The sequence below is a fragment of the Glacieibacterium arshaanense genome (assembly GCF_004681125.1).
GTDB classification, from domain to species: domain Bacteria; phylum Pseudomonadota; class Alphaproteobacteria; order Sphingomonadales; family Sphingomonadaceae; genus Polymorphobacter_A; species Polymorphobacter_A arshaanense.
Genome location: NZ_SIHO01000002.1, coordinates 242,074 through 264,860, shown reverse-complemented (window position 1 = coordinate 264,860; position 22,787 = coordinate 242,074). Strand labels below are relative to the sequence as shown.

The 22,787-nt window shown below is 66.7% G+C and carries 19 protein-coding genes and 1 pseudogene; 11 read left to right on the top strand and 9 right to left on the bottom strand.

What is annotated here, in order from left to right:
* Positions 1-73 precede the first annotated feature (73 nt).
* Complete coding sequence (locus EUV02_RS07490; protein ID WP_166430555.1) at positions 74-2,461, top strand: arylsulfatase; 2,388 nt, start codon at positions 74-76, stop codon at positions 2,459-2,461.
* Positions 2,461-3,450 (top strand): alpha/beta fold hydrolase, encoded by a 990-nt coding sequence (locus EUV02_RS07485; RefSeq protein ID WP_135245626.1) that lies wholly within the window; start codon positions 2,461-2,463, stop codon positions 3,448-3,450. Before EUV02_RS07490 ends, EUV02_RS07485 begins: the two co-directional genes overlap by 1 nt.
* A 135-nt stretch (positions 3,451-3,585) precedes the next feature.
* On the opposite strand, the gene ppc is transcribed toward EUV02_RS07485, so the two are convergent.
* A complete protein-coding gene (gene ppc, locus EUV02_RS07480) occupies positions 3,586-6,279 on the bottom strand; it encodes a phosphoenolpyruvate carboxylase (RefSeq protein WP_135245625.1) in 2,694 nt (897 codons plus the stop codon).
* A 358-nt stretch (positions 6,280-6,637) separates the two neighbouring features.
* Between ppc and EUV02_RS07475 the strand changes: the two genes are divergently transcribed.
* Both EUV02_RS07475 and EUV02_RS07470 read left to right on the top strand, forming a co-directional pair.
* On the top strand, positions 6,638-7,606 hold the full coding sequence (locus EUV02_RS07475; protein WP_135245624.1) for a helix-turn-helix domain-containing protein: 969 nt from the start codon (positions 6,638-6,640) through the stop codon (positions 7,604-7,606).
* A gap of 4 nt (positions 7,607-7,610) precedes the next feature.
* Positions 7,611-9,359 (top strand): DUF885 domain-containing protein, encoded by a 1,749-nt coding sequence (locus EUV02_RS07470; RefSeq protein ID WP_135245623.1) that lies wholly within the window; start codon positions 7,611-7,613, stop codon positions 9,357-9,359.
* 54 nt (positions 9,360-9,413) lie between these two features.
* Here the strand turns inward: EUV02_RS07470 and EUV02_RS07465 are convergent, their stop codons facing one another.
* Positions 9,414-9,860, bottom strand: a complete 447-nt coding sequence (locus EUV02_RS07465) for an NfeD family protein (protein ID WP_135245622.1) — start codon at positions 9,858-9,860, stop codon at positions 9,414-9,416.
* Positions 9,860-10,858: an SPFH domain-containing protein gene (locus tag EUV02_RS07460; protein ID WP_424022181.1), complete on the bottom strand. Its 999-nt coding sequence runs from the start codon at positions 10,856-10,858 to the stop codon at positions 9,860-9,862. Before EUV02_RS07460 ends, EUV02_RS07465 begins: the two co-directional genes overlap by 1 nt.
* A 78-nt stretch (positions 10,859-10,936) precedes the next feature.
* On the opposite strand from EUV02_RS07460, the gene EUV02_RS07455 reads away from it, so the two are divergent.
* Both EUV02_RS07455 and EUV02_RS07450 read left to right on the top strand, forming a co-directional pair.
* Complete coding sequence (locus EUV02_RS07455; protein ID WP_135245621.1) at positions 10,937-11,788, top strand: HpcH/HpaI aldolase/citrate lyase family protein; 852 nt, start codon at positions 10,937-10,939, stop codon at positions 11,786-11,788.
* A 12-nt stretch (positions 11,789-11,800) separates the two neighbouring features.
* Positions 11,801-12,196 carry a globin gene (locus EUV02_RS07450; protein WP_135245620.1) on the top strand — a complete coding sequence of 132 codons (396 nt, stop codon included), beginning with the start codon at positions 11,801-11,803 and terminating at the stop codon, positions 12,194-12,196.
* Between the two features lie 5 nt (positions 12,197-12,201).
* Here EUV02_RS07450 and EUV02_RS07445 read toward each other — a convergent pair whose 3' ends face one another.
* Genes EUV02_RS07445 through EUV02_RS07435 form a run of 3 tightly spaced genes read right to left on the bottom strand, consistent with a single transcriptional unit; the run spans position 12,202 to position 14,777 of the window.
* The gene (locus EUV02_RS07445) at positions 12,202-13,365 is read right to left on the bottom strand and encodes a dipeptidase (RefSeq protein ID WP_207790139.1); all 1,164 of its coding nucleotides are present in this window, start codon (positions 13,363-13,365) and stop codon (positions 12,202-12,204) included.
* 12 nt (positions 13,366-13,377) lie between these two features.
* Positions 13,378-13,875: a dihydrofolate reductase gene (locus EUV02_RS07440; protein WP_135246439.1), complete on the bottom strand. Its 498-nt coding sequence runs from the start codon at positions 13,873-13,875 to the stop codon at positions 13,378-13,380.
* Positions 13,875-14,777 carry a thymidylate synthase gene (locus tag EUV02_RS07435; protein ID WP_135245619.1) on the bottom strand — a complete coding sequence of 301 codons (903 nt, stop codon included), beginning with the start codon at positions 14,775-14,777 and terminating at the stop codon, positions 13,875-13,877. Before EUV02_RS07435 ends, EUV02_RS07440 begins: the two co-directional genes overlap by 1 nt.
* 73 nt (positions 14,778-14,850) lie before the next feature.
* Between EUV02_RS07435 and EUV02_RS07430 the strand changes: the two genes are divergently transcribed.
* The 5 genes and pseudogenes from EUV02_RS07430 to EUV02_RS07415 all read left to right on the top strand — a co-directional run bounded on the left by EUV02_RS07430 (position 14,851) and on the right by EUV02_RS07415 (position 18,266).
* Entirely contained in the window at positions 14,851-15,480 is a 630-nt protein-coding gene (locus tag EUV02_RS07430) for an acyl-homoserine-lactone synthase (RefSeq protein ID WP_135245618.1), read from the top strand.
* Between the two features lie 154 nt (positions 15,481-15,634).
* Positions 15,635-15,871, top strand: a complete 237-nt coding sequence (locus EUV02_RS15915) for a hypothetical protein (protein ID WP_243445820.1) — start codon at positions 15,635-15,637, stop codon at positions 15,869-15,871.
* A 12-nt stretch (positions 15,872-15,883) separates the two neighbouring features.
* A pseudogene (locus EUV02_RS07425) lies at positions 15,884-17,050 on the top strand (glycosyl transferase family protein); the annotation flags it as partial.
* Positions 17,047-17,895 carry a hypothetical protein gene (locus EUV02_RS07420; protein ID WP_135245617.1) on the top strand — a complete coding sequence of 283 codons (849 nt, stop codon included), beginning with the start codon at positions 17,047-17,049 and terminating at the stop codon, positions 17,893-17,895. The pseudogene EUV02_RS07425 and the gene EUV02_RS07420, both read left to right, overlap by 4 nt.
* Positions 17,862-18,266: a hypothetical protein gene (locus EUV02_RS07415; protein ID WP_135245616.1), complete on the top strand. Its 405-nt coding sequence runs from the start codon at positions 17,862-17,864 to the stop codon at positions 18,264-18,266. Before EUV02_RS07420 ends, EUV02_RS07415 begins: the two co-directional genes overlap by 34 nt.
* On the opposite strand, the gene EUV02_RS07410 is transcribed toward EUV02_RS07415, so the two are convergent.
* From EUV02_RS07410 to EUV02_RS07400, 3 genes are all read right to left on the bottom strand, one after another.
* Positions 18,267-18,965, bottom strand: a complete 699-nt coding sequence (locus EUV02_RS07410; RefSeq protein ID WP_135245615.1) for a MerR family transcriptional regulator — start codon at positions 18,963-18,965, stop codon at positions 18,267-18,269.
* Between the two features lie 56 nt (positions 18,966-19,021).
* A complete protein-coding gene (locus EUV02_RS07405) occupies positions 19,022-19,783 on the bottom strand; it encodes a DUF3313 family protein (RefSeq protein ID WP_135245614.1) in 762 nt (253 codons plus the stop codon).
* 61 nt (positions 19,784-19,844) lie between these two features.
* Positions 19,845-22,733 (bottom strand): M16 family metallopeptidase, encoded by a 2,889-nt coding sequence (locus EUV02_RS07400; RefSeq protein WP_243445818.1) that lies wholly within the window; start codon positions 22,731-22,733, stop codon positions 19,845-19,847.
* Between the last annotated feature and the right edge of the window lie 54 nt (positions 22,734-22,787).

Genomic DNA, 22,787 nt, shown 5'->3' with positions numbered 1-22,787 from the left:
TCAATAATAACCCGTGCCTGTCAATGGCCGATTGCACGCCGCTGCGCCGCACCGCTTCAAGGGGAGTATGACCATGGACGAACCCACCAAGAAAACCGGCCTTGATCGTCGATCGCTGCTCACCGGCGCTGCCATCGGTGCGGTTGGTGCCGGCGCGGTGGCGGTCGGTGTCGGCAAACTGCAGGCAACCCGCGCCAAGCTCGTCACCCCCGAAGCCGTCGAAGGCGGCCCGGCGCAGATCGGCGAGACCTTCGCCGACTCGCGCCCGTCATACACCGGCGAAGCCAAGGCCCCGGCGGGCGCGCCGAACATCATCGTCGTCATCATGGACGATGTCGGTTTTGCCGATCTCGGCTGCTACGGCGGCGAAATCGCCACGCCGGCGCTCGATGCGCTGGCGGGCTCGGGCGTCCGCTATTCGAAATTCCGCACCTGCGCGATGTGCTCGCCGACGCGCGCCGCATTGCTGACCGGGCTCAACCACCACAGCGCCGGCATGGGCTGGCTCGCCGACATCGACAGCGGCTATCCCGGCTACCGCGGCGAAGTGCCGACCGAAGTCGCGATGCTGCCCGAAGTGCTGCGCGGCGCCGGTTATGCGACCTTCCTCGCCGGCAAATGGCATCTGCTCAACGCTGCCAACACCGGCATCGCCGGGCCGTTCACCAACTGGCCGACATCGCGCGGTTTCGACCGCGCCTATTGGTACCAAGGACATTCGAGCGACTATTTCAAACCCGGCGAGCTGTTCGACGGCAACGCCCCCGTCGATACGCCGCAGGACAGCGATTATTACCTCAGCGACGACCTGACGACGCGCGCGATGACCTATGTCCGCACGCAGACCGCGGTCGCGCCCGACAAGCCGTTCTACCTGCAACTGGCGTTTTCGGCGGCGCACTCGCCGCTGCAGGTGCGCGCCAGCGACAGCGCCAAATATGCCGGCAAATATGATGCCGGCTGGGACGTGGTGCGCGCGGCAAGACTGGAACGGCAGAAAAAGCTCGGCGTCGTCCCCGCCGACACCAAGCTGCCGCCGCTGTCGTTCGGCGCCAAGCCCTGGGCCGAGTTGACGCCGGTCGAGCAAAAGGCCTTCGCACGCTACATGGAAGTCTATGCGGCGACGATTTCGGCGCTCGATGCCAATGTCGGACGGCTGGTGGCGACGCTCGAGGAACTCGGCATCCGCGACAACACGATGATCGTCGTCATGTCGGACAACGGCGGCTCGCCCGAAGGCACCGATGACGGCACCCCCAATGTCTTTGCCTCCGCCTATGGCCGGCCGGTGCCGGTGGCGCAGGCCGCCGCGATGCACGACATCATGGGCACGGATGCGACCTTCCCGCACTATCCGCGCGGCTGGGCCTGCGTGTCGAACACGCCTTTCCGGCTGTACAAGCAATATGCCCACCTCGGCGGCGTGTCGGACCCGCTGATCGTGAGCTGGCCCAAGCGCGTCACCGCCAAGGGCGCAGTGCGCACGCAGTTCGTCCATGTCGTCGATCTGTATCCGACGGTGCTCGAAGCCGCCGGTGTCGCGCGCCCCGCCGCATGGCAGGGCAAGAAGCTCAAGCCGCTCGAAGGCGCCAGCATCGTGCCGACGTTCGCCAATGCCACGGCCCCGACGCGCACGTCGCAATATTACGAACTCGGCGGCAACCGCGCGTATGAGGACGGCAAGTGGCGGCTGGTGACGCGCCACACGCGCGGCAGCAGCTTCGACAGCGACAAATGGGAACTTTACGACACCTCGCACGAAATCAACGAGCTGACCGACCTCGCTGCCGCCAACCCCGACATGGTCAAGGCGATGCTCGCCAAATGGGAGGCAGCCGCGCGCAAATACCAAGTCTATCCGCTCGATGACCGCGCATTGATCATCAAACTGTCGCAGGACAAGTTGCGGAGTGCCCGCAAGCAATGGGACATCCGCCCGCCCATCGACCGCCTCGGCCATGACGCCTCGCCTGCGGTCTGCGGCGCCAGCCATGTCATCGAGCTCGATATCGAGCGGCCGAAAGGTGGCGGCAACGGCGTGCTGCTGGCGCATGGCTCGCACCACGCCGGCTATGTGCTGTGGATCGACAACGGCCGGCTTATTTACGAAACTGCGCTGCTGCCGTTCCGCGAATCGATCGTCGCCGATAGGCTGCTCCCCGAAGGCCGGATGAAGCTGCGCTACGTCCAGAAGATGACGGCGCGGCCTTTCGACGGCAGCGGCAGCCTGTTCATCAACGGCACGCAGGTCGCGACGCACACCTTCGAACGCTGCCTGCTGGCGCCAGGCTATGACCCGTTCAGCGTCGGGTCCGATGTCGGCAACCAGGTGTCGGCGGGCTACACCGGCCCGAACCCGTTCGCCGGCAAGATCCACCGCGTGCTGATCGACATCGATACCAGCCCGATCGGGCCGATCGACACGATGAACTTCCTCAAGGCGACAGGGAACATGGGCTGATGCCGGTGACCGCTGCCGGCGTCGAATATCTGCGCACCCCCGACGCCAATTTCGCCGGGCTCGACGGTTATGACTTCGCGCCGAACTACCTCGAAATCGACGGGTTGCGGATGCACTATGTCGACGCCGGAACCAGGGACGGCCCTGTCGCGCTGCTGATGCACGGCATGCCGACGTGGAGTTTCCTCAACCGCCACATCATCAAGCGGCTGAGGGCAGCGGGCTGGCGCTGCATCGCCGCCGACCATTTCGGCTTCGGGCGCTCGGACAAGCCCGTCGATGACGGCTGGTACAGCATCGCGCGCCACATCGCCGCGCACCGCACGCTCATCGAAACGCTGAATCTCACCGACGTCACGCTGTTCGTGCAGGACTGGGGCGGGCCGATCGGGCTGGCGCAGGCCGTCGCGATGCCCGACCGCTTCAAACGGCTGGTGGTGATGAACACCTGGCTGCACCACGACGGCTACAGCTACACCAAGGGCCTGCGCGACTGGAACGCCGGCTGGCAACCGGGCGGCTTCTTCGGCCGCAACGTGCCCGACACCTTCGACCTCGGCAGCTTCATGCTGCTGCCGACCGCCCACGCCAAACCCGCCGACCTGATGGCGCTCGTGGCAAACGGCACGCCGATCCCGACCGATGCCGCGGGCGAAGCCGTGCGCGCCGGCTACGCCGCCCCCTACGTCGGGCTGGGCCGCGCCGGCCACGCCGGACCGCGCCGCTTCCCGCTCAGCCTGCCGTTCGACAATCCTGAAGGCGGCAACGCCGCAGCCCAAGCGCGCGACTTCGCCGCACTGGCGCATTGGCAAAAACCCATCGACTTCATCTGGGGCGGCGGCGACGACGTCTTCACCGAAGACTGGGGCCGCACCTGGGCCGCGCAGTTCCCGCAAGCCAGCTTCACGCTGTTGCCGGGCGCCGGGCACTTCCCGCAGGAGACGCGCGGGGCGGAGATTGCCGGATGGTTCTTGGAGTTGGTGGGTTAAGGACCTCCGGCGGGCAGGGCCTTGGCCCTGCACCCATATGTTGGGTCGGTGCCATCATATCCAGCGCCGGTTCATTTGGCGCCGGGCCAATTCATGGGTGCAGGGCCAAGGCCCTGCCCGCCAGAGGCCCTTCCCCTACCCGCTATTCCGTAGCCCTGCCGCAATCCCGTTGATCGTTAGGTGAATCCCCTCGGCAATACGCGGGTCTTCGTCACCGCCGCGCCGTCGACGGATCAGTTCGATCTGCAGTTCGTTGAGCGGGTCGATATAGGGCATGCGCAGCTTGACCGAGCGTGCGGTGGCCGGCTGGTTCGCCAGCAGCTCGGTCTGGCCGGTGAGCAGCAGCAACTGGTCGCGCGTGGTTTCCCAGCCTGACCGGATGCGGCAGAAGATGCGGTCGCGGAGTGCCGCGTCGGGGACCAGCGTCGCGTAGCGCGCGGCGACGCCGATGTCCGATTTTGCCAGCACCATTTCGAGGTTCGACAGCGTCGTAGCAAGGAACGGCCACGCTGCAACCATCTCGGCGAGCAGACCCCGGTCGGCGAAGTCGGCGAACGCTTGGCCCGTGCCGTACCAGCCGGGCAGCATGATGCGCGCCTGCGCCCAGCTGAACACCCAGGGGATGGCGCGCAGGTCCTCGATGCGGTCGGACTGCGTGCGGGAGGCGGGGCGCGAGCCGATTTTAAGGCCGGCAATTTCGGTGATCGGCGTGGCGGCGCGGAAGAAAGTATTGAACCCCGGCGTTTCATAGACGAGGTCGCGGTAGTGGCGGCAGGCGTCGGCGCTGATTCCCGCCATGGCGTCACGGAAGCGTGCGAACTCTGCGGGTGGCAGTTCGGGGGGCGCGAGGCTGGCGAGCAGCGTCGCGGCGGTCATTGCTTCCAGCCCGCGTGCGGCGACCGCCGGCGAGCCATATTTGGAGGCGATGACCTCGCCCTGTTCGGTGATGCGGATGCGGCCGCCGACCGAGCCTGCCGGCTGCGCGCGAATGGCCTCGAATGCCGAGCCGCCGCCGCGCCCGACGGCGCCGCCGCGGCCGTGGAACAGCTGCAACCGCACGCCGCGTGCGCCGAACACCTCGACCAGCGCGAGCGCGCCTTCGTGCAGCGACCAGTTCGACGTCAGATAGCCGCCGTCCTTGTTGCTGTCGGAGTAGCCGATCATCACTTCCTGGTAGCCGCGCGTCGCGACCAGCGCACGGACGCGTGGCCGGTCGAGGAAGTCGGCCATGACCTGCGGCGCGGCGACAAGATCGGCGATGGTTTCGAACAGCGGCACGGCCATGATCGGGCACACCGGCTGCTCGCCGGGGACGAACAACCCGACCTCCTTGAGCAGCAGATAGACTTCGAGGAGGTTGGCGACGCCGGTGGTTTTCGAGACGATATAGGCGCGGATGACATGCGGCCCGAAGCGCGCGTGCGCCGCTGCCGCCGCCCGCAGGATCGCGACTTCGCCGAGCGTTTCGTCGCTGTAGCTGAGGTAAGGACTGAGCAGCAGCCGCGTGTGGCCAAGTTCGCGCGCCAGCAGCGCGATGCGCGCGTCCTCGTCGAGAGCTTCATAATCGGCCTCGACGCCGGCGTGCCGCAGTAACTCCGCGACAACGCGGGCATGGACATCGGCGTTCTGGCGCAGGTCGAGTGTCGCGAGGTGGAAGCCGAAGCAGGCGACTGCCGCGCACAGGTTTTCCAACCGCCCTGCGCGCAGCACGCTGCCCGGCGCGCCCAGCGAGTCTGCAACGATGCGGAGGTCAGCGAGTAGTTCGTCGGCGCGGGCATAGGGTGCGCCCGGCACCGCAGCCACGCGGGTCGGCGGCTTGCCGGCGAGCGCCGCATAGGTCGCGGCGGTGCGCGCATAAATGCCGGTCAGCGCGCGGCGATAGGGCTCGTCGGCGCGCGACGGGGCGGCATCGCCCGATGCGTCGGCGAGCGCGCGCAGCGCCGGTGACGCGGGCGCCAGCGTTGCCGACAGCGACAACTCGGCACCGAGCGCGTTGAGTTCGTCGAGATAGTGACCGAGCGCCACCACTGCCTGCTTTGCCAGCGCCGCCTCGAGCGTCGCGGCGTTGACATTGGGGTTGCCGTCGCGGTCGCCGCCGATCCAGCTCCCCGGTCGCAGGAACGGCGGCAGTGGCGCGCCGAGCAGGCGTTCCCAGCGCGCGTGCAATCGCGGCAGTTCGGGGATGAAGCTGCGGACGAAATACGACAGCGCGTTATCGATTTCGTCGGTGACGACGGGGCGCACGGCGCGCAGCGGCTGCGTCTGCCACAGGATGCTGATTTCGCGCAGCAGCTGGGCTTCGACTTCGGATGCATCGGCGGCAGGAACGGCGCGCGCCATCAGCAGCGCCTCGATCGCCGCCTCGCGGTCGATCATACTCTTACGCCGCACCTCGGTCGGATGCGCGGTCAGCACCGGCGCGATCAGCGCGCGGTCGAGCAGTGCGGTGACCGCGGCAGTATCGATACCAGCAGCGGCAAGTTCGGCGACCGCCCCCGCCAGCGTCGCATCGGCGCGGGCATCGAGCGCGCTGCCGCGATCTTCGGCGAGATTGGCGAGCAGCGAGAACAGCAGGAAGCCGCGGATGAAGCGCAGGCTATCGCCGAGGTCGAGCTGGTCAAGCGCTTGCGCCAGCGTCGCCTCTGCCTGCGCGCCGGGCGTGCGGTGCACGGCGACCGAGGCCTGGCGGATCGCTTCAATGCGTTCGAACACCGCAATACCGTCGGTTTCGCGGATGACATCGCCGAGCAGCCGCCCGAGGTAGCGCAGGTCGCCGCGGTCAGGCTTGGCCCCCAGGTTCGATGGGCTCGCATTGGATGATCTGGGCATGGCGGCTCCCCGGTTCGCAACCGCAGCATAACCGCGTTTTTTGCAAACACGAACTGCGCGCGCGCACCGCTGGCATGAATACGTATGACCCCCGACAAAAGTCAGCCCGGACCTTGTGGGTCCGGGCTGAAAGTTGGGTCGTATCACTGCAAAACACATGCAGCAGCCGAGACGGACCATCGTGTCGGCCGCAAGATGCGCGCCGGGAACTCCGCGCCGCAACTGCGACGCATCAATGCGTGGAACACCGTGCACCGAACAGGTGCAGCGACGCGCAGCAAAATGCGCGGGGTTGCATGCAACGGTTGCACCCGTAACAAAATCTGGTCATAAGTTGTTGCGCTGAAGGGGGAAAGCCATGCCAAATAGCGATGCAACCGGCGGTTTTACCGCACGGCTCGAACTCATCCTGAAGGCGCTGTCGCTAACCCGCGGTCGCCTTGCCGCCGAGCTCGGCGTCGACAAATCGCTCGTCGGGCGCTGGGTGTCCGGGGCGGTCAAACCGTCGGCGCTCAACCTCGAACGGCTGACGGCGTTTGTCGCCAAGCGTCAGCCCGGGTTCACGCTGCTCGACTGGGACCGCGACCTTGATGCACTGGCGGAGAAGTTCGGCGTCGCCCCGCCCGGCCCGCCGGCGCCCGAAACACTGCCCATCGACGGTCTGCTGCCGGAATCGATGGTACGCGAATCGGCGGTCACCACGCAGCTGCGCGGCTGGGCCTATGAAGGCTTCTGGCGCACGACGCGCGCCTCGGCCGAAGTGCCCGGCAGCTTTTTCCACGACTATGTGATGATGCGGCGCAACGGCGAATCGATGCTCGAAATCCGCATGGGGGTATTCGCGCTGCGGCTGCAGGGCTGGGCGATCATGCTGCAGAACAAGATTTTCGCGGTGTCGACCGACCCCAACACCGGCACCTTCTCGTTCTCGATCCTCAGCGGCGTGGCGCGCCAGCGTGCCGATGTGCTCGACGGCATCTCGCTCGCCTGCCTGCGCGACGCCGGCGGCACCCCAATTGCATTCGCGACACTAATGGAGCGCATCGGCGCGCTGAGCGATGACCGCGACGCGGATGACGCGCGCTTCGAAGAAATCTGCCAGGGCGGCCCCTCGGTCGCCACCGCCGATGAAGTGCCGCCGCGTTTCCAGAAGCACCTGCTGCGCAACGCCGGCGCCGATGCTCTGGCGGCCGGTGGCGCGCCGATCCTGATGATACCCTTTGCACAATCGCTGTCGCGCGGGCCATTGTTCAAACTGATCGAGGACGCCGATGCCGCCGGCGGGGTGCCGTCGGTGGATACAGCGACGCACGCAACGGGGGACTGACCACATGAAATTGACCAAGGGCCTGGCGCTGGCGCTGCTGCTGGCCACCGCTTCGCCGACGCTGGCTGACGCTGCGACCGATGCGGCGTTCAAGGACATCTACAGCCGCGAATGGACGTGGCGGATGGACCAGTTCGACTATGACGAGGACAGCGCCGCCGGCCGCACCACCCTGCCCGATGTCGACGTCAAGACACAGGCCGCGCGGCTGGCCTATTGGCAGAATGTCATGGCGCAGCTTGATGCGCTCGATGCCAAAAAGCTGTCTCCCGCCGCCGCGGTCAACTACGGCGTCTATCGCAACCAGATAGCCACGCTGATCGCGTCGCAGCAGTACCGCGACTATGAAATGCCGCTCAATTCGGACAGCAGCTTCTGGGGCGACCTCGCCTCCACCGGCAACGCGCCGTTCAAGACCGCCAAGCAATACCGCAACTGGATCGCCCAGATGAACGCGGTGCCGCGCTATTTCGACCAGCAGACCGACAACATGAAGCTCGGGCTGGCGCGCGGCTTTACGCCGCCCAAGGTGACACTGCAGGGCCGCGATTCGAGCGTCGCGTCGGTGGCACAGGCCAAACGTGCCGAAGACACCGTCTATTACAAGCCGTTCGTCAAAATGCCGGCGTCGATCGCGCCCGCCGAACAGGCGCAGCTCCGCGCCGAAGCCGTCAAGGCGATCAACGACAACGTCATCCCGGCGCACGCCAAACTGCTGACCTATCTGAAGAACGATTACATCCCGAACGCCCGCGTACCGCTCGCCGCGTACAGCCTGCCCGACGGCAAGGCTTTTTATCAGTCGAAGATCGCCGAATTCACCACGCTCGACCTGACCCCCGAACAGATCCACCAGATCGGCCTCGATGAAGTCGCGAAGATCCGCGCGCAGATGCAGCAGGTGATGACGCAGACCGGCTTCAAGGGCGATTTCCCGGCGTTCCTGCACTTCCTGCGTACCGATCCGCAATTCTACACCACCGACCCGCAGGACCTGCTCAACCGCGCCGCCTGGATCGCCAAGCAGTTCGATGGCAAGGCCTCGACCTACTTCGGCCACAACCCGCGCGGCCGCTTCACCATCCGCCCGGTGCCTGCCGACATCGCGCCGTTCTACACCGCCGGCCGCGGCGGCACCGGCACCTATTTGCTCAATACCTATGACCTGCCGTCGCGGTCGCTCTATGCGCTGCGCGCGCTGACGCTGCACGAATCGGCGCCCGGCCATTCGTGGCAGATGTCGCTGGCGCAGGAAAACAAGGACATGCCCGACTTCCGCCGCAAGGTGTACATCTCGGCGTTCGGCGAAGGCTGGGCGCTCTATGCCGAAAAGCTCGGCGTCGAAATGGGCATGTACGAAACGCCGTACGACACCTTCGGCATGCTGAGCTACCAGATGTGGCGCGCCGCGCGGCTGGTCGTCGATACCGGCATCCATTCAAAGGGCTGGACGCGCGAACAGGCGCAGGCGTTCCTGCGCGACAACACCGCGCTGTCGAACCACGAAATCGAAACCGAAGTCGATCGCTACATCGGCTGGCCCGCCCAGGCACTCGCCTACTACCTCGGCGAAATGAGCATCGAAAAAAGCCGCGCCAAGGCCGAAGCCGCACTCGGCCCGAAGTTCAACATCCGCGCCTTCCATGACACCGTGCTCGCAATGGGCTCGGTACCGCTGCCGGTACTGGAGGCGCGCGTCGACGAGTTTATCGCCAGCGGCGGCGTTGGACCGTATCCGGAGGAAGAGAAGTAAGGGCATGCCGCGCGGGCAGGGCTGAGCCCTGCACCGGATAGTTTGAACGGACGCCTAGACCGCTTCGACCTTCAACGTCGCGCCGTCTACGTGGACGACCTTCGCCGCATCGCCCACCGCGAGGTTTGGTCCCGTCGCTGCCCAGGGGCTGTCGCCGACCTGCACGCGGCCCTTGCCGTGGACGAAGGCTTCGACGACCACGACGGTCGTGCCGACCAAGCGCTCGGCGCGGCGATTGAGGCCGGATTCGGGGGCGCGGTCGGGGCGGCGGCCGAAATATTTGCGTGCGGTGACGATGGCGACGACCGACAGCGCGACGAACAGCACAATCTGGATCTGCCAGCCGATCGGCAACAACAGCGCCAGTAGCGCGGTCACCACTGCGGCGCCAGCCAGCCAGATCATGAACGCGCCCGGCGTCAACATTTCGAGACCGGCGAGCAACGCCGCGGCGATCAGCCAGCTCCACGGGCTGAGCAGCCAGTCGGGCAGGCCGCCCATCACTGTGCCTCGTCTTCGGTGAACGGGTTGGCGCGCGGCGTGCGCGTCGGCTTGGGCGGTGTCGGCACGACTACGGGTGCGTCGCCTGTCGGGCGCACCGCCTTGACCAGCTCGCCGATGCCACCGAGGCTGCCGACGAGCGCGCTGGCTTCGAACGGCATGAAGATCGTCTTGGCGTTGGGCGAGGTGGCGAACGCGGTCATCGCCTCGACGTATTTCTGCGCGACGAAATAATTGATGGCCTGGGCGCTGCCGCCTTCGATGGCGGTCGAGACCAGTTCGGTCGCTTTGGCTTCGGCCTGCGCCGAGCGTTCGCGGGCTTCGGCATCGCGGAACGCGGCTTCGCGGCGGCCTTCGGCTTGCAGGATCTGGCCCTGTTTGGCGCCCTCTGCCCGCAAAATCTCGCTGGCGCGCATGCCTTCGGCCTCCAGAATATTGGCGCGCTTTTCGCGTTCGGCCTTCATCTGCCGGCCCATGGCATTGACGATGTCGGCGGGCGGGCGGATGTCCTTGAGCTCGACGCGGGTGATCTTGATGCCCCAGGGTTCGGTCGCGGCATCGACGACGGTAAGCAGCTTGGCGTTGATCGCGTCGCGCTTCGACAGCGTCTCGTCGAGGTCCATCGAGCCCATCACGGTGCGCAGGTTCGTCGTGGTCAGGTTGACGATCGCAGAGAACAGGTCGCTGACTTCATATGCTGCCTTCGCCGCATCAAGCACCTGATAGAACACCACACCATCGACCGAGACGATGGCATTGTCCTTGGTGATGATTTCCTGGCCGGGGATTTCGAGCACCTGCTCCATCATGTTGATCTTGCGGCCGATGCGATCGACGAACGGGATGATCAGCGTGAAGCCGGGGCGCAACGTCATCGTGAAGCGGCCGAAGCGTTCGAGCGTGTATTCATAGCCCTGCCGTACGGTGACGACCGCCTGCGACACCGCGAACACCGCGACCACCAGCAACACGACGAAGAAGATACTGCCGGCCATCATCACGCAAACTCCCGATACCTGTGCTTGGCATCATGCCACATAAATGGCACTGGCATGAGCAAATTGCGAGAGGTGGCCATGTCCGAAATTCTGCGACCGCGCCGTTCGGTGCTGTACCTGCCCGCCGCCAACCCACGCGCCATCGCCAAGGCGCGGACGGTCGATGCCGACTGCATCATCCTCGACCTTGAGGACGCCGTCGCGCCCGACGCCAAGGTTGAGGCACGCGCCGCAGCGGTCGCCGCGGTGGCCGAAGGCGACTGGGGCCACCGCGAGGTGCTGATCCGCGTCAACAGCCTGAACACCGTCTGGAGCATCGACGATTTCGCCGCCGTCGCCGCCAGCCACGCTGCCGGCATTGTCGTGCCCAAGGTCGATTCGGCGCGCGAGGCCGAGGAAGCGGTGGCGCGTAGCCACGGCAAGCCGGTGTGGGCGATGATCGAAACCCCGCGCGCCATCTTCGACGCTGCCGATATCGCCGCAGTAGATGGTGTCACCGCACTGCTTGCCGGCATGGCCGACCTGACCAAGGACCTGCGCGCCAAGCCGACGCCCGACCGGCTGGCGCTGGTGTTCGCGCTGAGCACGATCGTCATGGCGGCGCGGGCGGCGGAGATTCAGGCGTTCGACGGCGTCTTCACCGACATCGCCGACGAAGCTGGGCTAGAAGCCGAAGCCTTGCAAGGCGCGCAATTCGGCTTCGACGGCAAGACGCTGATCCACCCGAGCCAGATCGCTACCGCTAACCGGCTGTTCGCCCCCGATGCCGCCGAAATCGAGCATGCGCGCGGGCTGATCGCGGCGTTCGAGGCGGGGCAAGCCGCGGGCAAGGGCGTCACCACCTTCGGCGGCAAGATGATCGAACTGTTGCATGTCGGCGTCGCGCGACGGACATTGGCGGTGGCCGACGCGATAGCAGCGCGCGGCTGAAGGGGACCGATCATGTTCGACAGTGCCGCGATTCAATCAAGCCTGGAAACCGTGCTGGCGCGCGTGCCCGACCCGGTGCCGCTGGTTTACGAGCGGCTCTATGCCGACCATCCCGACACGGTTGCGCTGTTCTTCCTCGACCGCGACGGCCGGCGCCGCGAGCACATGCTGTCGGTAACATTCGAGACGCTGCTCGACTTCATCGGCGACAAGCATTTTTCGGTGAACATGCTGCACTGCGAGCGCATCAACCACGCCGAACTCGGCGTTCCGCCCGAAATCTACACGCGGTTTTTCTGGGTGGTGCGCGATGCGTTTCGCGACCAGTTGGGGGCGGAATGGACGCCGGCATATGAAACGGCGTGGAACGGATTGCTCGATGAGCTCGAAGTCGTCGTCCACGCCTGACTGCGCTATTGCGGCACCGTCCCTGCCCTCAGGATGCGGATGACATTACCGCCCATCACCGCCGCGATTTCAGCATCACTGAACCCGGCATCGAGTAGCGCTTGCGTCACCGCCGCCAATTCGGCGGTATCGAAACCGGTGGTTGTGCCACCGTCGAAATCCGACCCCAGCCCGACATATTGCACGCCGACGAGGTCGCGGACGTGCTTGATCGCCGCTGCGGTTGCCGCCGGCGTCGGCTTGCATACCGCCGCGTCCCAATAGCCGATGCCGATGACGCCGCCGTTCGCGGCGAGCGCGCGCAGCTGGTCGTCGGACAGGTTGCGCGTCGTGTTGCACGTCGCCTTGACGCCGCCGTGGCTGACCACCACCGGCCGCGTCGCGATCGCCAGCGTCTCGGCGAACGCCGCCGGGCTGGCGTGCGCGAGATCGACGATCATGCCGCGCCGCTCCATTTCGGGGACGACCTGGCGCCCGAGCGGCGTCAGCCCGTATTTCTTGAGCCCGTGCATCGAACCGGCGACATCATTGTCGAAGAAGTGCGCCAGTCCGGCCATGCGGAAGCCGGCGTCATGTAGCGTGCCGACATTGGCGAGCTTGCCTTCAAGGTCCTGAAGCCCCTCGATCGACAACAGCGCACCGGTGACCTGCTTGCCCGCCGAACGGTCGGCGAGCACGCGGTCGATATCGGCGCCCGAGCGCACGATGCGCAAGCGGCCATCGCTGCCGGCTTCGGCGCGACGCAGCTTCTCGGCGTGCCACAGCGAGCGTTCGAGCAGCGAGTTCCACGTCTTGACCGGTTGCAACTGCGCCACCGCCAGCAAGGTGATATTGTCGGTGTCGGCGCTGTTCGCCTCGTAATTCTGGCCCTTGGGGGTCTTGGTGACGCTCGAGAACACCTGTAGCGCGACATTACCCGATTCAAGTCGCGGCAGATCGACATGGCCGCGCTTGGCAAGCGCGTCGACATCGCGCTTCCACAGCAGCGTATCCGAATGCATGTCGGCAATGACCAGCGACTTGTGCAGCGCTGCAGCCTGCGCCGAAACCGGCCACGGCGCGGTGCGCTCGACCTTGTTCATGCCGCGCTCGACGATCCCGGGCCCGAGCGCGAAAAACGCCACGGCGGCCACCGCGACCAACGCCAGCAGCCACTTCAAAATCCGCATTCTCGCCTCCCCTTAAGTGCGCCGTTCCAGCGTCACGAAACTATAGCCCGGTGTGTCACCCGCCGCGTCATGGTCTTCGCGCGTCGTTTCGGCCCATACCGCCGGATCGAAAGGCGGCAGGACGGTATCGCCCGCTGGTGCTGCATGGACTTCGGTTAGATGGATACGGCGCGCCGAGGGCAGCGCCTCCTCAAACACCGCAACGCCGCCGATGACCATGATCTCGTCGGCACGCGCGCGCGGATCGAGCCCGGCGGCGGCAATCGCCTCGGCAAGGTTGGGCACGACGGTGACGCCCGCCGCCGTCCATTCGGGGTCGCGCGTCATCACGATATTGTGACGCCCCGGCAGCGGCTTGCCGATCGAGTCGTAGGTGCGGCGTCCCATGATAATCGGCTTGCCCACCGTCAGCGCCTTGAAGTGCTTGAGGTCGGCCGAGATATGCCACGGCAGTCCGCCGTCGGCACCGATGACGCCGTTCGTTGCGCGTGCGACGATCAGGCTGAGGATCACACCGACACCGGCGCCGCGATATGTGGGTGCGGGTCATAGCCGGTGAGTTCGAAGTCTTCGGGGCGGTAGTCAAGAATCGACTCTGGCCGCCGTGTCAGCGCCAGCTTCGGGAACGCCCGTGGCGCGCGCGACAGCTGTTCCTCGACCAGATGCGCGTGGTCGAGATAGACGTGGCAATCGGCGCCCATCCACACCAGCTCGCCGGGTTCGAGATCGCAATGCTGTGCAATCATCCGGATCAGCAGCGCTGCTTCGAAAATGTTGAAGGGGAAACCCAGCCCGAGGTCGCACGACCGCTGGTAGAGCGTGCCCGACAGCCGACCATTGGCGACGAAATACTGGTAGGTCATGTGGCACGGCGGCAGCGCCATTTGGTCGAGCTGCGCGACATTCCAGCCGGTGAAGATGTGCCGCCGCGACGCCGGATTGGCCTTGATGCCGGCAATCAGCGCGGCAATCTGGTCGACGCCGTCGGGGCTGCCGTCGGGCCAGTGTCGCCACTGGAAACCATAGACCGGGCCGAGATCGCCCCACTTTGCCGCGAAATCAGCGTCCTCGATGATGCGCGCTTCGAACGCGTCGCGGGACAGCGGTGCGTTTGCGGCGTTGTATTTGGCCAGCGGCCAGTCGGTCCAGATGTGGACGCCCTGCGCGACCAGCGGGCGGATGTTGGTGTCGCCCGACAGAAACCAGATCAGCTCCTTGACCGCGCTCTTCCAGAAAATCTTCTTGGTGGTCAGCAGCGGCACGCTGCCGTCGCTGAGGTCGAAGCGCATTACTTCGCCGAACAGCGCGCGCGTGCCGGTGCCGGTGCGATCGCTGCGTTCGACGCCGGTCTCCCAGGCTCGCCGCATCAGCGACAGATATTGTGCTTCGGGATGGGGGAGCGCGTCAGCCATTACCCCCTATCAGGGATATACCCGCACCAAATCAAGCGCCGCATAACGGTCCCAACGCAAAGGGACCCAATCCATGGCAACCGTCGTCACCCACAGCAACCGCCGCAGCCACGCTGCCTGCCTCGCCGGCATGCATGCAGACCGCAAGCGCGTGTTCATCGATACGCTGCACTGGGACCTGTCCGTGGTCGATGGCCGCTACGAAATGGACGAGTATGACACCGAGGAGGCGATTTACCTCGTCGTCCAGGATCCGACTTCCGGCGACCATCTCGGCTCGGTGCGGATCGTGCCGACGACCGGCCCGCACTTGCTCGGCGACAAGTTCGCCTTCCTGTGTGAAGGTCCGGTGCCGACCGGGCTCGATGTCTGGGAAATCACCCGACTGTGCACCGCGCCCGGCCTGCCGCGCGAGACCGCATCGCTGGTCCGCCAGCAGCTGGCCTTGTCGCTGGTCGAGTTCGCGCTGGTCGCCGGCATCAGCCGCTACACGATGATGACGCACATGGCGCTGCTGGCTGGCGTACTCGCCACCGGCTGGGATTGCGAGCCGCTGGGGATGCCTGCCGATGTGGGCGGCGACATGGTCGGCGCGCTGCTCGTCACGATCACCCCTGCGACGCTGGCCAAGCTGCGCAGCCAATGGAGTTTCAGTCAGCCGGTGCTCCGGCTCGACCTCAACGAATCGAGGCTGGCGGCATAACGGTGTTTTGACCCTGCACCGCTGTCACCAGCTCCGAGGGTGCCTCGGCTACGACGTCTCACGCATACGGCCCTCCCCGTCTGCTGAATCAACGTCGTATCGAGGCACCCAGTCCTTTTCCGCGGACGCGCCCCCGGTCATGACGAGGCCGTAGATGATCCAGTCCGGCCTTGTCGCTGCCACCGTCCTGCACTTGTTCACGCGTGAGTGGCTGGCGATTGCGGCGTTCGGCATCGCAGTGTCGAGCCTCGACGACCTCGTTATCGACACGCTGTTCTTCGGGCGCTGGAGCTGGCGCCGCCACTTCATCTACCGCCGCTATGACCGCGCCTGCGCCGAGGATCTGGTGCGCGCCGACCCCGGCTGGATGGCGATCTTCGTGCCGGCCTGAGACGAAGCCGCGGTCATCGGCACGATGCTCGCCGACCTGACCGCACGGCTCGACTATCCGCACTACCGGGTGTTCGTCGGCGTCTATCCCAATGACGCGGCGACCCTTGACGCGGTCGCCGGCGTCGGCGACGACCGCATCGCGCCCGTGGTGTGCCGGCTGCCGGGCCCGACGACCAAGGCCGACTGCCTCAACCATCTCTGGTGCGCGTTGCTGGCGGACGAAATCGCCGCCGGCCGGCGCTACAAGGGTATCGTGCTGCACGACGCCGAAGACGTCGTCCACGCGCTCGAACTGTCGGTCTATGACCATCTGCTGGGGTCGCGGCTGGCGATGGTGCAGCTGCCGGTGGTGCCGCTGGTCGACCGCGACTCGCGCTGGGTGGCGGGCCATTACCTCGACGAATTCGCCGAACTCCACACCAAGGATATCGTCGTGCGCGAAACGCTGGGGGCGGCGGTACCGAGCGCCGGGGTGGCGTGCGCCATCGACCGCGACATGCTGGCGCGCATCGCCGCGCTGGCGCCCGACGGCAGCGCCGAGCCGTTCGACGCGACCTGCCTGACCGAGGACTATGAGCTCGGCATCAAGATCAAACGGCTCGGCGGCCGCGGCGCGATGGTGCGCATTCGCTGCCGCGCCACCGGCGAGATCGTTGCGACGCGCGAGCATTTCCCGGCGACGCTCGACACCGCGCTGCGCCAGAAAGCCCGCTGGCTGCTTGGCATTGCACTGTCGGGCTGGGACCGCATCGGCTGGCACGGCGGGCTGACCGACCGCTTCATGCTGGTGCGCGACCGCAAGGCGATCGTCGCTGCGTTGCTGACGCTGGCGGGTTATGCCGCGGTGCTGCTGGTGTCGGCGGATACGGCGGTGCGCTACATCTGGCCGCAACTTACGCGGCAGGCACCGCTGGTGGCGCCGGGGTCGCTGCTCGAACTACTGCTGGCATTCAACGTCTTCGTGCTCGGCTGGCGACTGCTGATGCGGGCGCTTTACACAGGCAACGCGCATGGTGCGCGCGAAGGGCTTCGGGCGATCTCGCGGGCGCTGATCGGCAATGTCATCAACGTCGCCGCCGCACTGCGCGCTTGCCGGCGCTATCTGCGCATCGCGCAGGGGCGCAAGGCCAATTACTGGGACAAGACCGCGCACCGCTTCCCGCAAGCCGCCGAATGAACGGCCCGGCGCGCACGGTGTCGTTCGCGCCGCTCGCGTCGATCAAGCCGCTGCGTGCAGTGCTGGTGCTGGCGCTGCTCGATACGCTGTGGGTCGGCGCGCGTGCCACGGTGCTGGTCGACGATTTCCACGCCGCGATCGCGGCGCTGCAGACGCATACGGTCCGGCTGTTTCGCCCGCCGCCGCCGGCATTGCCCGCTGTGGTGCCGGTCGCAGTAGCACCGCATATGTCGCCAGCCGAACCCGCCGTGCCGGCCGAACGCGCGGTTGATTTCGCGTCGGTGGTCGATGCCGTTACGGACGCGCAGACCGCCGCCGCGCCGCCGCAAGCCCAGGGTTTCGGCAACATCAACCGCATGGTGTCGCAGGTCGTTGGCCTCAACGAGACCGGCTTCATGCTGGCATCCTATCACCCGCCGCGACGGCCACCGGGGCCGGGCGATGTCGCGCAACAGGCCTACGACAGCCTGGCGACCGGCGACCGGCGCGCAGCGGCGCAGGGCTTTGATACCGCCGCCGCGCTGGCCCCCGATGACTCGCGCGCGGCCGCCTGGAGCCGCGAGGCGGCCCGGCTGGGCCGGCGCTGGTCGGGGTCGGCGTACATCTTCGCGCGCGGTGCCGGGCCACCGGGGTTTGCCAGCGCGGCGCTGCTCGGCGGCGGGCAATCGGGGGCGACTCTCGCGTTCACGCCGTCACCGCTGGCGGCGCGGCCGCTGGCGCTGACGCTGCGCGGCGCGGCGCGGTCGCACATGACGGCATCGGCATCGATGACAATAGCGCGCAAGGCGCACTGGGGCTGCGCTGGCAGTTCATGCCGGGGCTGGCGCTGGCGGGCGAATGGCTGATGTCGAGCGGCACATCTGCGCCGTCGGGCTGGACGGCGCGGCTGAGCGGCGGCGCGTCGGGGCGCACGCGCGGGCTCGACTGGAACGGCTACGCCGAAGCCGGCGCCGTCAACGCCAACCCCTATGCCGCCGGCCAGGCCTTCGCCGGCTGGCGGCTGCCGGCGCACGGCGTCCGTGTGCAGGCCGGCGCCGGCGTCTGGGGCGCCGTGCAGGTTGACGGCAATACCGTCGACCGGCTCGACATCGGACCGAGCCTGCGGCTGCACGCCGGGACGCTGCCGGTCGATCTGATTGTCGATTACCGCTGGCGCGTCGCCGGCAACGCCAGCCCCGGCAGCGGTGTCGCCGTCACGCTGGCGGGCTATTTCTGATCAGGCGTTGTCGTTGGCGACGCGGCGCCGGACTTCGAGTTTGCGCAGGATGGCGCGCGTGCGCATCAGGCTGAGCAACTCGTTGATCGAGGCGATGCCGCGCTCGGCCATGTCGAGCGCTTCGGCTTCATCGACGCGACCGGCGGTGTGTTCGAAGAAGAAGCGCATTTCCTGCGCCGTCACCCACTCGACGAAATCGTTGTAGATCGGCATCATGCCGTCGCGGAAGTTGTGGCTATCGGTAAAGCCCGTTTCCCGCAATTCGTCGAGGACGCGCAGAATGGCGGCATCGCGCGCCGTCACCGTATCCTGGGCATCGACATCGATGAAACCCGATTCAACAAGTTCGGCGATTTCCTCACGCGAATGACCGAGTCCGGCAACTACGGTGTCCACCGGGATCCGTGCGGCGTCAGCATCGAGCCGCGCACGCAACATTGAATCGAGCTGCGGGAACGCCGCGGGTGCGAGCCAGCGCTCGCCGTCTTCGGCATCGAGCAGCGTCTTGATCACCGCCAGCGGCAGGAAGCGTTCATCCTGCAGCCGCTTGATGGCCTTCAGCCGTGCGACATGGTCGTCGTTATACGACGCCGAGTTGCGGCTGGCGCGATCGGGTTCGGGCAGCAGCCCTTCGCGGATATAGTAACGGATCGTCTCGCGCCCGACGCCCGTCCGCTTTTCAAGTTCACGCATACGCATGGGCAGCGCCTAGCACGAGATGCGGAGCCTGAGTACGCGAAAAAGTGCCTTTGCTGCTATTTTGATGTCGGCTTCGGCGGGGTCGCGGGTGCGGCTGTCGGCACCGCTGTCGGCGCCGCAGCACCGGGCGCTGGGCCATCGGGGCTTTCGCCGGCAGCTTCGCGCGCATGCTCGAGGCCGCGGCGGATCATGTTCGCCCATTGATCGATGACATAGTCGGCGGCCTGCAGATTGCCCGGGCCGGTCGACCACGACACGCCGCCGCCATCTTCCTCGCCGCCGGCAGCATCATAGATGCGCGCGATCAGCTTGTTGGTCATCGAGTCATAGACTTCGAGATATAGCGTCATCGACCCCGGCGACGACACGAACGACGTCACCCCCGGCTGCATCGTGTCGGGCGCGGTGATGTCGAGATCGACGATCGCCGGCCGCAGCACCATTACGTCGGGGCCGGTCATCGTGCTTTGCTGGAAGCCGCCCTTCTGGCTCATCACCTTGGCGAACTGCTGCTTGAACGCGGTCGCGAGTTCGGACGTCGTCTGGTCCATCCACTGCTTGCTGACCGAGAACGGCACCTGCTCGTTCTGCTCGTCCATATAGCCTTTCTTGAACTCGACGAAGCAATCGACGAGCGCATAGCGGTCATATTTGGCGAGGTTGGCGCCGGGCGCCAGATAGACCGCCGACAGCTTGGTGTTGGGCTGCAGCACCAGCCCGTCGGGTGTTGTCTGCGGCAGCTTTGACGCCAACACCGGCGTCGCGAGCAGCGTCGCAGCCAGCGCCGCCACCAGCCAAGGTCGTACCATCCGTGTCATCTGTTTTGCCCTCTACCCAATTCTGGCCATGATAGTCCGCGTGGCGTGCCGGTCAATGCGCCTAGGGCGCTTTGCGCACCTCGACCGGCAGCTTGAGCTTCGCCAGCTGCGGTTCGACGAGCTTGCGGTCACCCACCACGATCCATACCATCGCGCCGTCGGTCAGCTGCAATGCCGCGCGGTTGAGGTCGGCAGTGGTCAGCGCCTGGTAGCGCGCCGCGAGCGTCGCCTGATAGTCGTCGGGGCGGCCGAACACCGCGTTGCGCTCGATCGAGGTCAGCACCGCGCCGGCGTTTTCGAACTCGCCGGGCAGCGAGCGGACGCCGTTTTCGACGACCTTGTCGCGCTCTGCCGCGTCAATCGGCCGCGTCGTGCCGAATGCCTTCATGTCGGCGGCAATCGCCGCCAGCGCATCGCCGGTACGGTCGGTCTGCACGGGCGCGAACAGCAGGAACGGCAGTTGCTGCTGGACCAGCGAGGCGAGGCTCTGGACACCGTACGCCCAGCCCTTGGCTTCGCGGATGTTGAGGTTGAGCCGCGATGTAGACAGCCCCCCGAGCAGGTCGTTCGCCGCGACCAGCGGGAAGGCGGCGGTGCCGTTATCATCGCGGCCCTTCAGGCCAAGTACCTTGCCGCCGAGAATCAGCGACTGCGGTGACCCGGGCCGGTCGATCAGCACGATGCGTGCAGCCGTTGGCGCCTTGACGCTGGTGAAGCTCTTGGTGCCGCGCGCCGCCGCCGCATCGAGCTTCCAGTCGCCGAACGCGGTTTCGAGCAACGGCACGATCTGCGCCAGCGTCGTATCGCCCACCACGAACAGCGCCGCATTATCGGGCCGGATCCAGCGCGCGTGGAACGCCTGGAGGTCGCCGCGAGTCACCGCGGTCACGCCCGCCGTCGTGCCGGTGCCTGTGAACGGCACACCGTAGGGGTGGTCGGGCCCATAGATGATCGGCGGCAGTTCACGCAACGCGAGGGCCTGCGGGCTGGTCATTTCGGCCTTGATGCCCGCTAGCGCCTGACCACGCACGCGCAGCAGCTCGGCGTCGTCGAACTTCGGATTGCGTGCAATGTCGGCGAACAGATCGAGCGACGCCGCGAGGTTCGGGGTCAGCGTATCGAGCACGAGGCGCGTGCGGTCGATGCCCGCGGTCGCCGAGATGTTGGCGCCGAGCCGCTCCTCTTCCTCGCCGATGGCGGGGCCGGTGCGGCGCGTCGTGCCTTCGTCCAGCAGCCCGAGCATCAGGCTCTGCGTGCCGGGCTTGGCGCGGTCATCGGCCGAAATACCGGCGTCGAACGCCAGCATGACCTTGACCACCGGCAGTTCGGGGCGCCGCGCCAGCGTCACCTTGATGCCGTTGCTCAGCGTCGCGCGCTCGACGGCGGGGAAGGCCAGCGCCGGTGTCGCGCCGACCTTGGGCAGTGCCGAACGGTCGATCGGCGGCGACAGCGCGCCCGTCGGCGGCTGCGCGGGAATGGCCGCTGACGCCAGCTTCGGCGCGACCTTGTCGACTGCGAGGTCGCGGTCGGTGCGCTTGCCCGGCAGAACGGTGAGTTCGAAGCTGCCGCCGCTGAGCCATTTGCGGGCTGCTGCTGCGACGGCTTCGGGGGTGGCATTGGCGTAACGCGCCAGCTCGGTGCGGTAGAAATCGGGGTCGCCGGTATACAGTTCGCCTTCGGCCAGCGTCGACGCCTGGCCACTGGCGGCCTCCAAGCTGCGCACCGTGCCGGCCACCGCGCGCGTCGCGACGCGCTGGACCTCGTCGGCGGTCGGACCGGTCTTGAGGAAATCGTTCAGCACCGCGTCGAAGCGCGCCGCGACCTTGGCCGGATCGGCGCCGGGTTTGACGTCGATCTCGAACTCCAGAATTGACACTTTCTCATACGCCTGCACGCCGCCGCTGACGCCGACCGCGAGCTGATCGCGGCGCACCAGTTCATTGTACGCGCGCGACGAACTGCCGCCGGCAATGATGGTCGCGGCGACATCGAGCAGCGGCGTCACCGCATCGGCGCGGCCGGGCACGGCAAACGCGCGGGTGATGCGCGCGTTGCCGACGGCGTCGTACATCGTCTCGCGCTTGATACCGGTGGTGCGCGGAACCGGCGCTTCGTAACGCGCCGGCGTCGGGCCGGGCGGAATGTCGCCGAAATACTTCATCACCAGCGGCTTGGCGGTGGCGGCGTCGATGTCGCCCGACAGCACCAGCACGGCGTTGTTCGGGCCGTAGTTCGCCTTGAACCAGGCGTGGACGTCGGCGACGCTCGCGGCATTCAGGTCGGCCATGCTGCCGATGGCTTCGTGGCGGTATGGGTGGCCGGCGGGGAACAGCCCCTCCAGTATCGCATATTCCGAAAGACCGTAGGGGGCATTGTCGCCCTGGCGCTTTTCGTTCTGCACAACCGAGCGCTGCGCATCGAGCTTGGCCTGCGTCACCGCGCCGAGCAAATGCCCCATGCGGTCCGATTCGAGGAACAGCGCGAGGTCGAGCGCAGAGGTCGGCACGGTTTCGTAATAGTTGGTGCGGTCGAACCACGTCGAGCCATTGGCGTCGGTGGCACCGATGCTTTCCAACGGCTCGAAGAACAGCGCGTCATGGTTTTCGGAGCCGTAATACATAAGATGCTCGAACAGATGCGCGAAGCCGGTCTTGCCGAGCGGCTCGTCCTTCGAACCGATATGATACCAGACGCTGACCGCCACCACCGGCGCCTTGCGGTCGGTATGGACCACGACGCGCAGCCCGTTGGGCAGCGTGAAGCTTTCATGCTTGAGCGCTACCGAGGCGGCGAGTTCGGACAGTGGCGCAGGCGCGAACGCCGTCTGCGGCGCGGCGGCGGTGGTCTTGGCGGCGCTCGCCGGCGCGGCCTGCACGGGCAGCACAGGCGCCAGCACCAGCGCCATTGCCGCAAAACCTGCCCGACACACCTCACGCAACATCTGGCGCATTCGTCACTCCTGCCGCAACTTGACTATTCCAGTGCCATAGCTGTGTCGCTACCG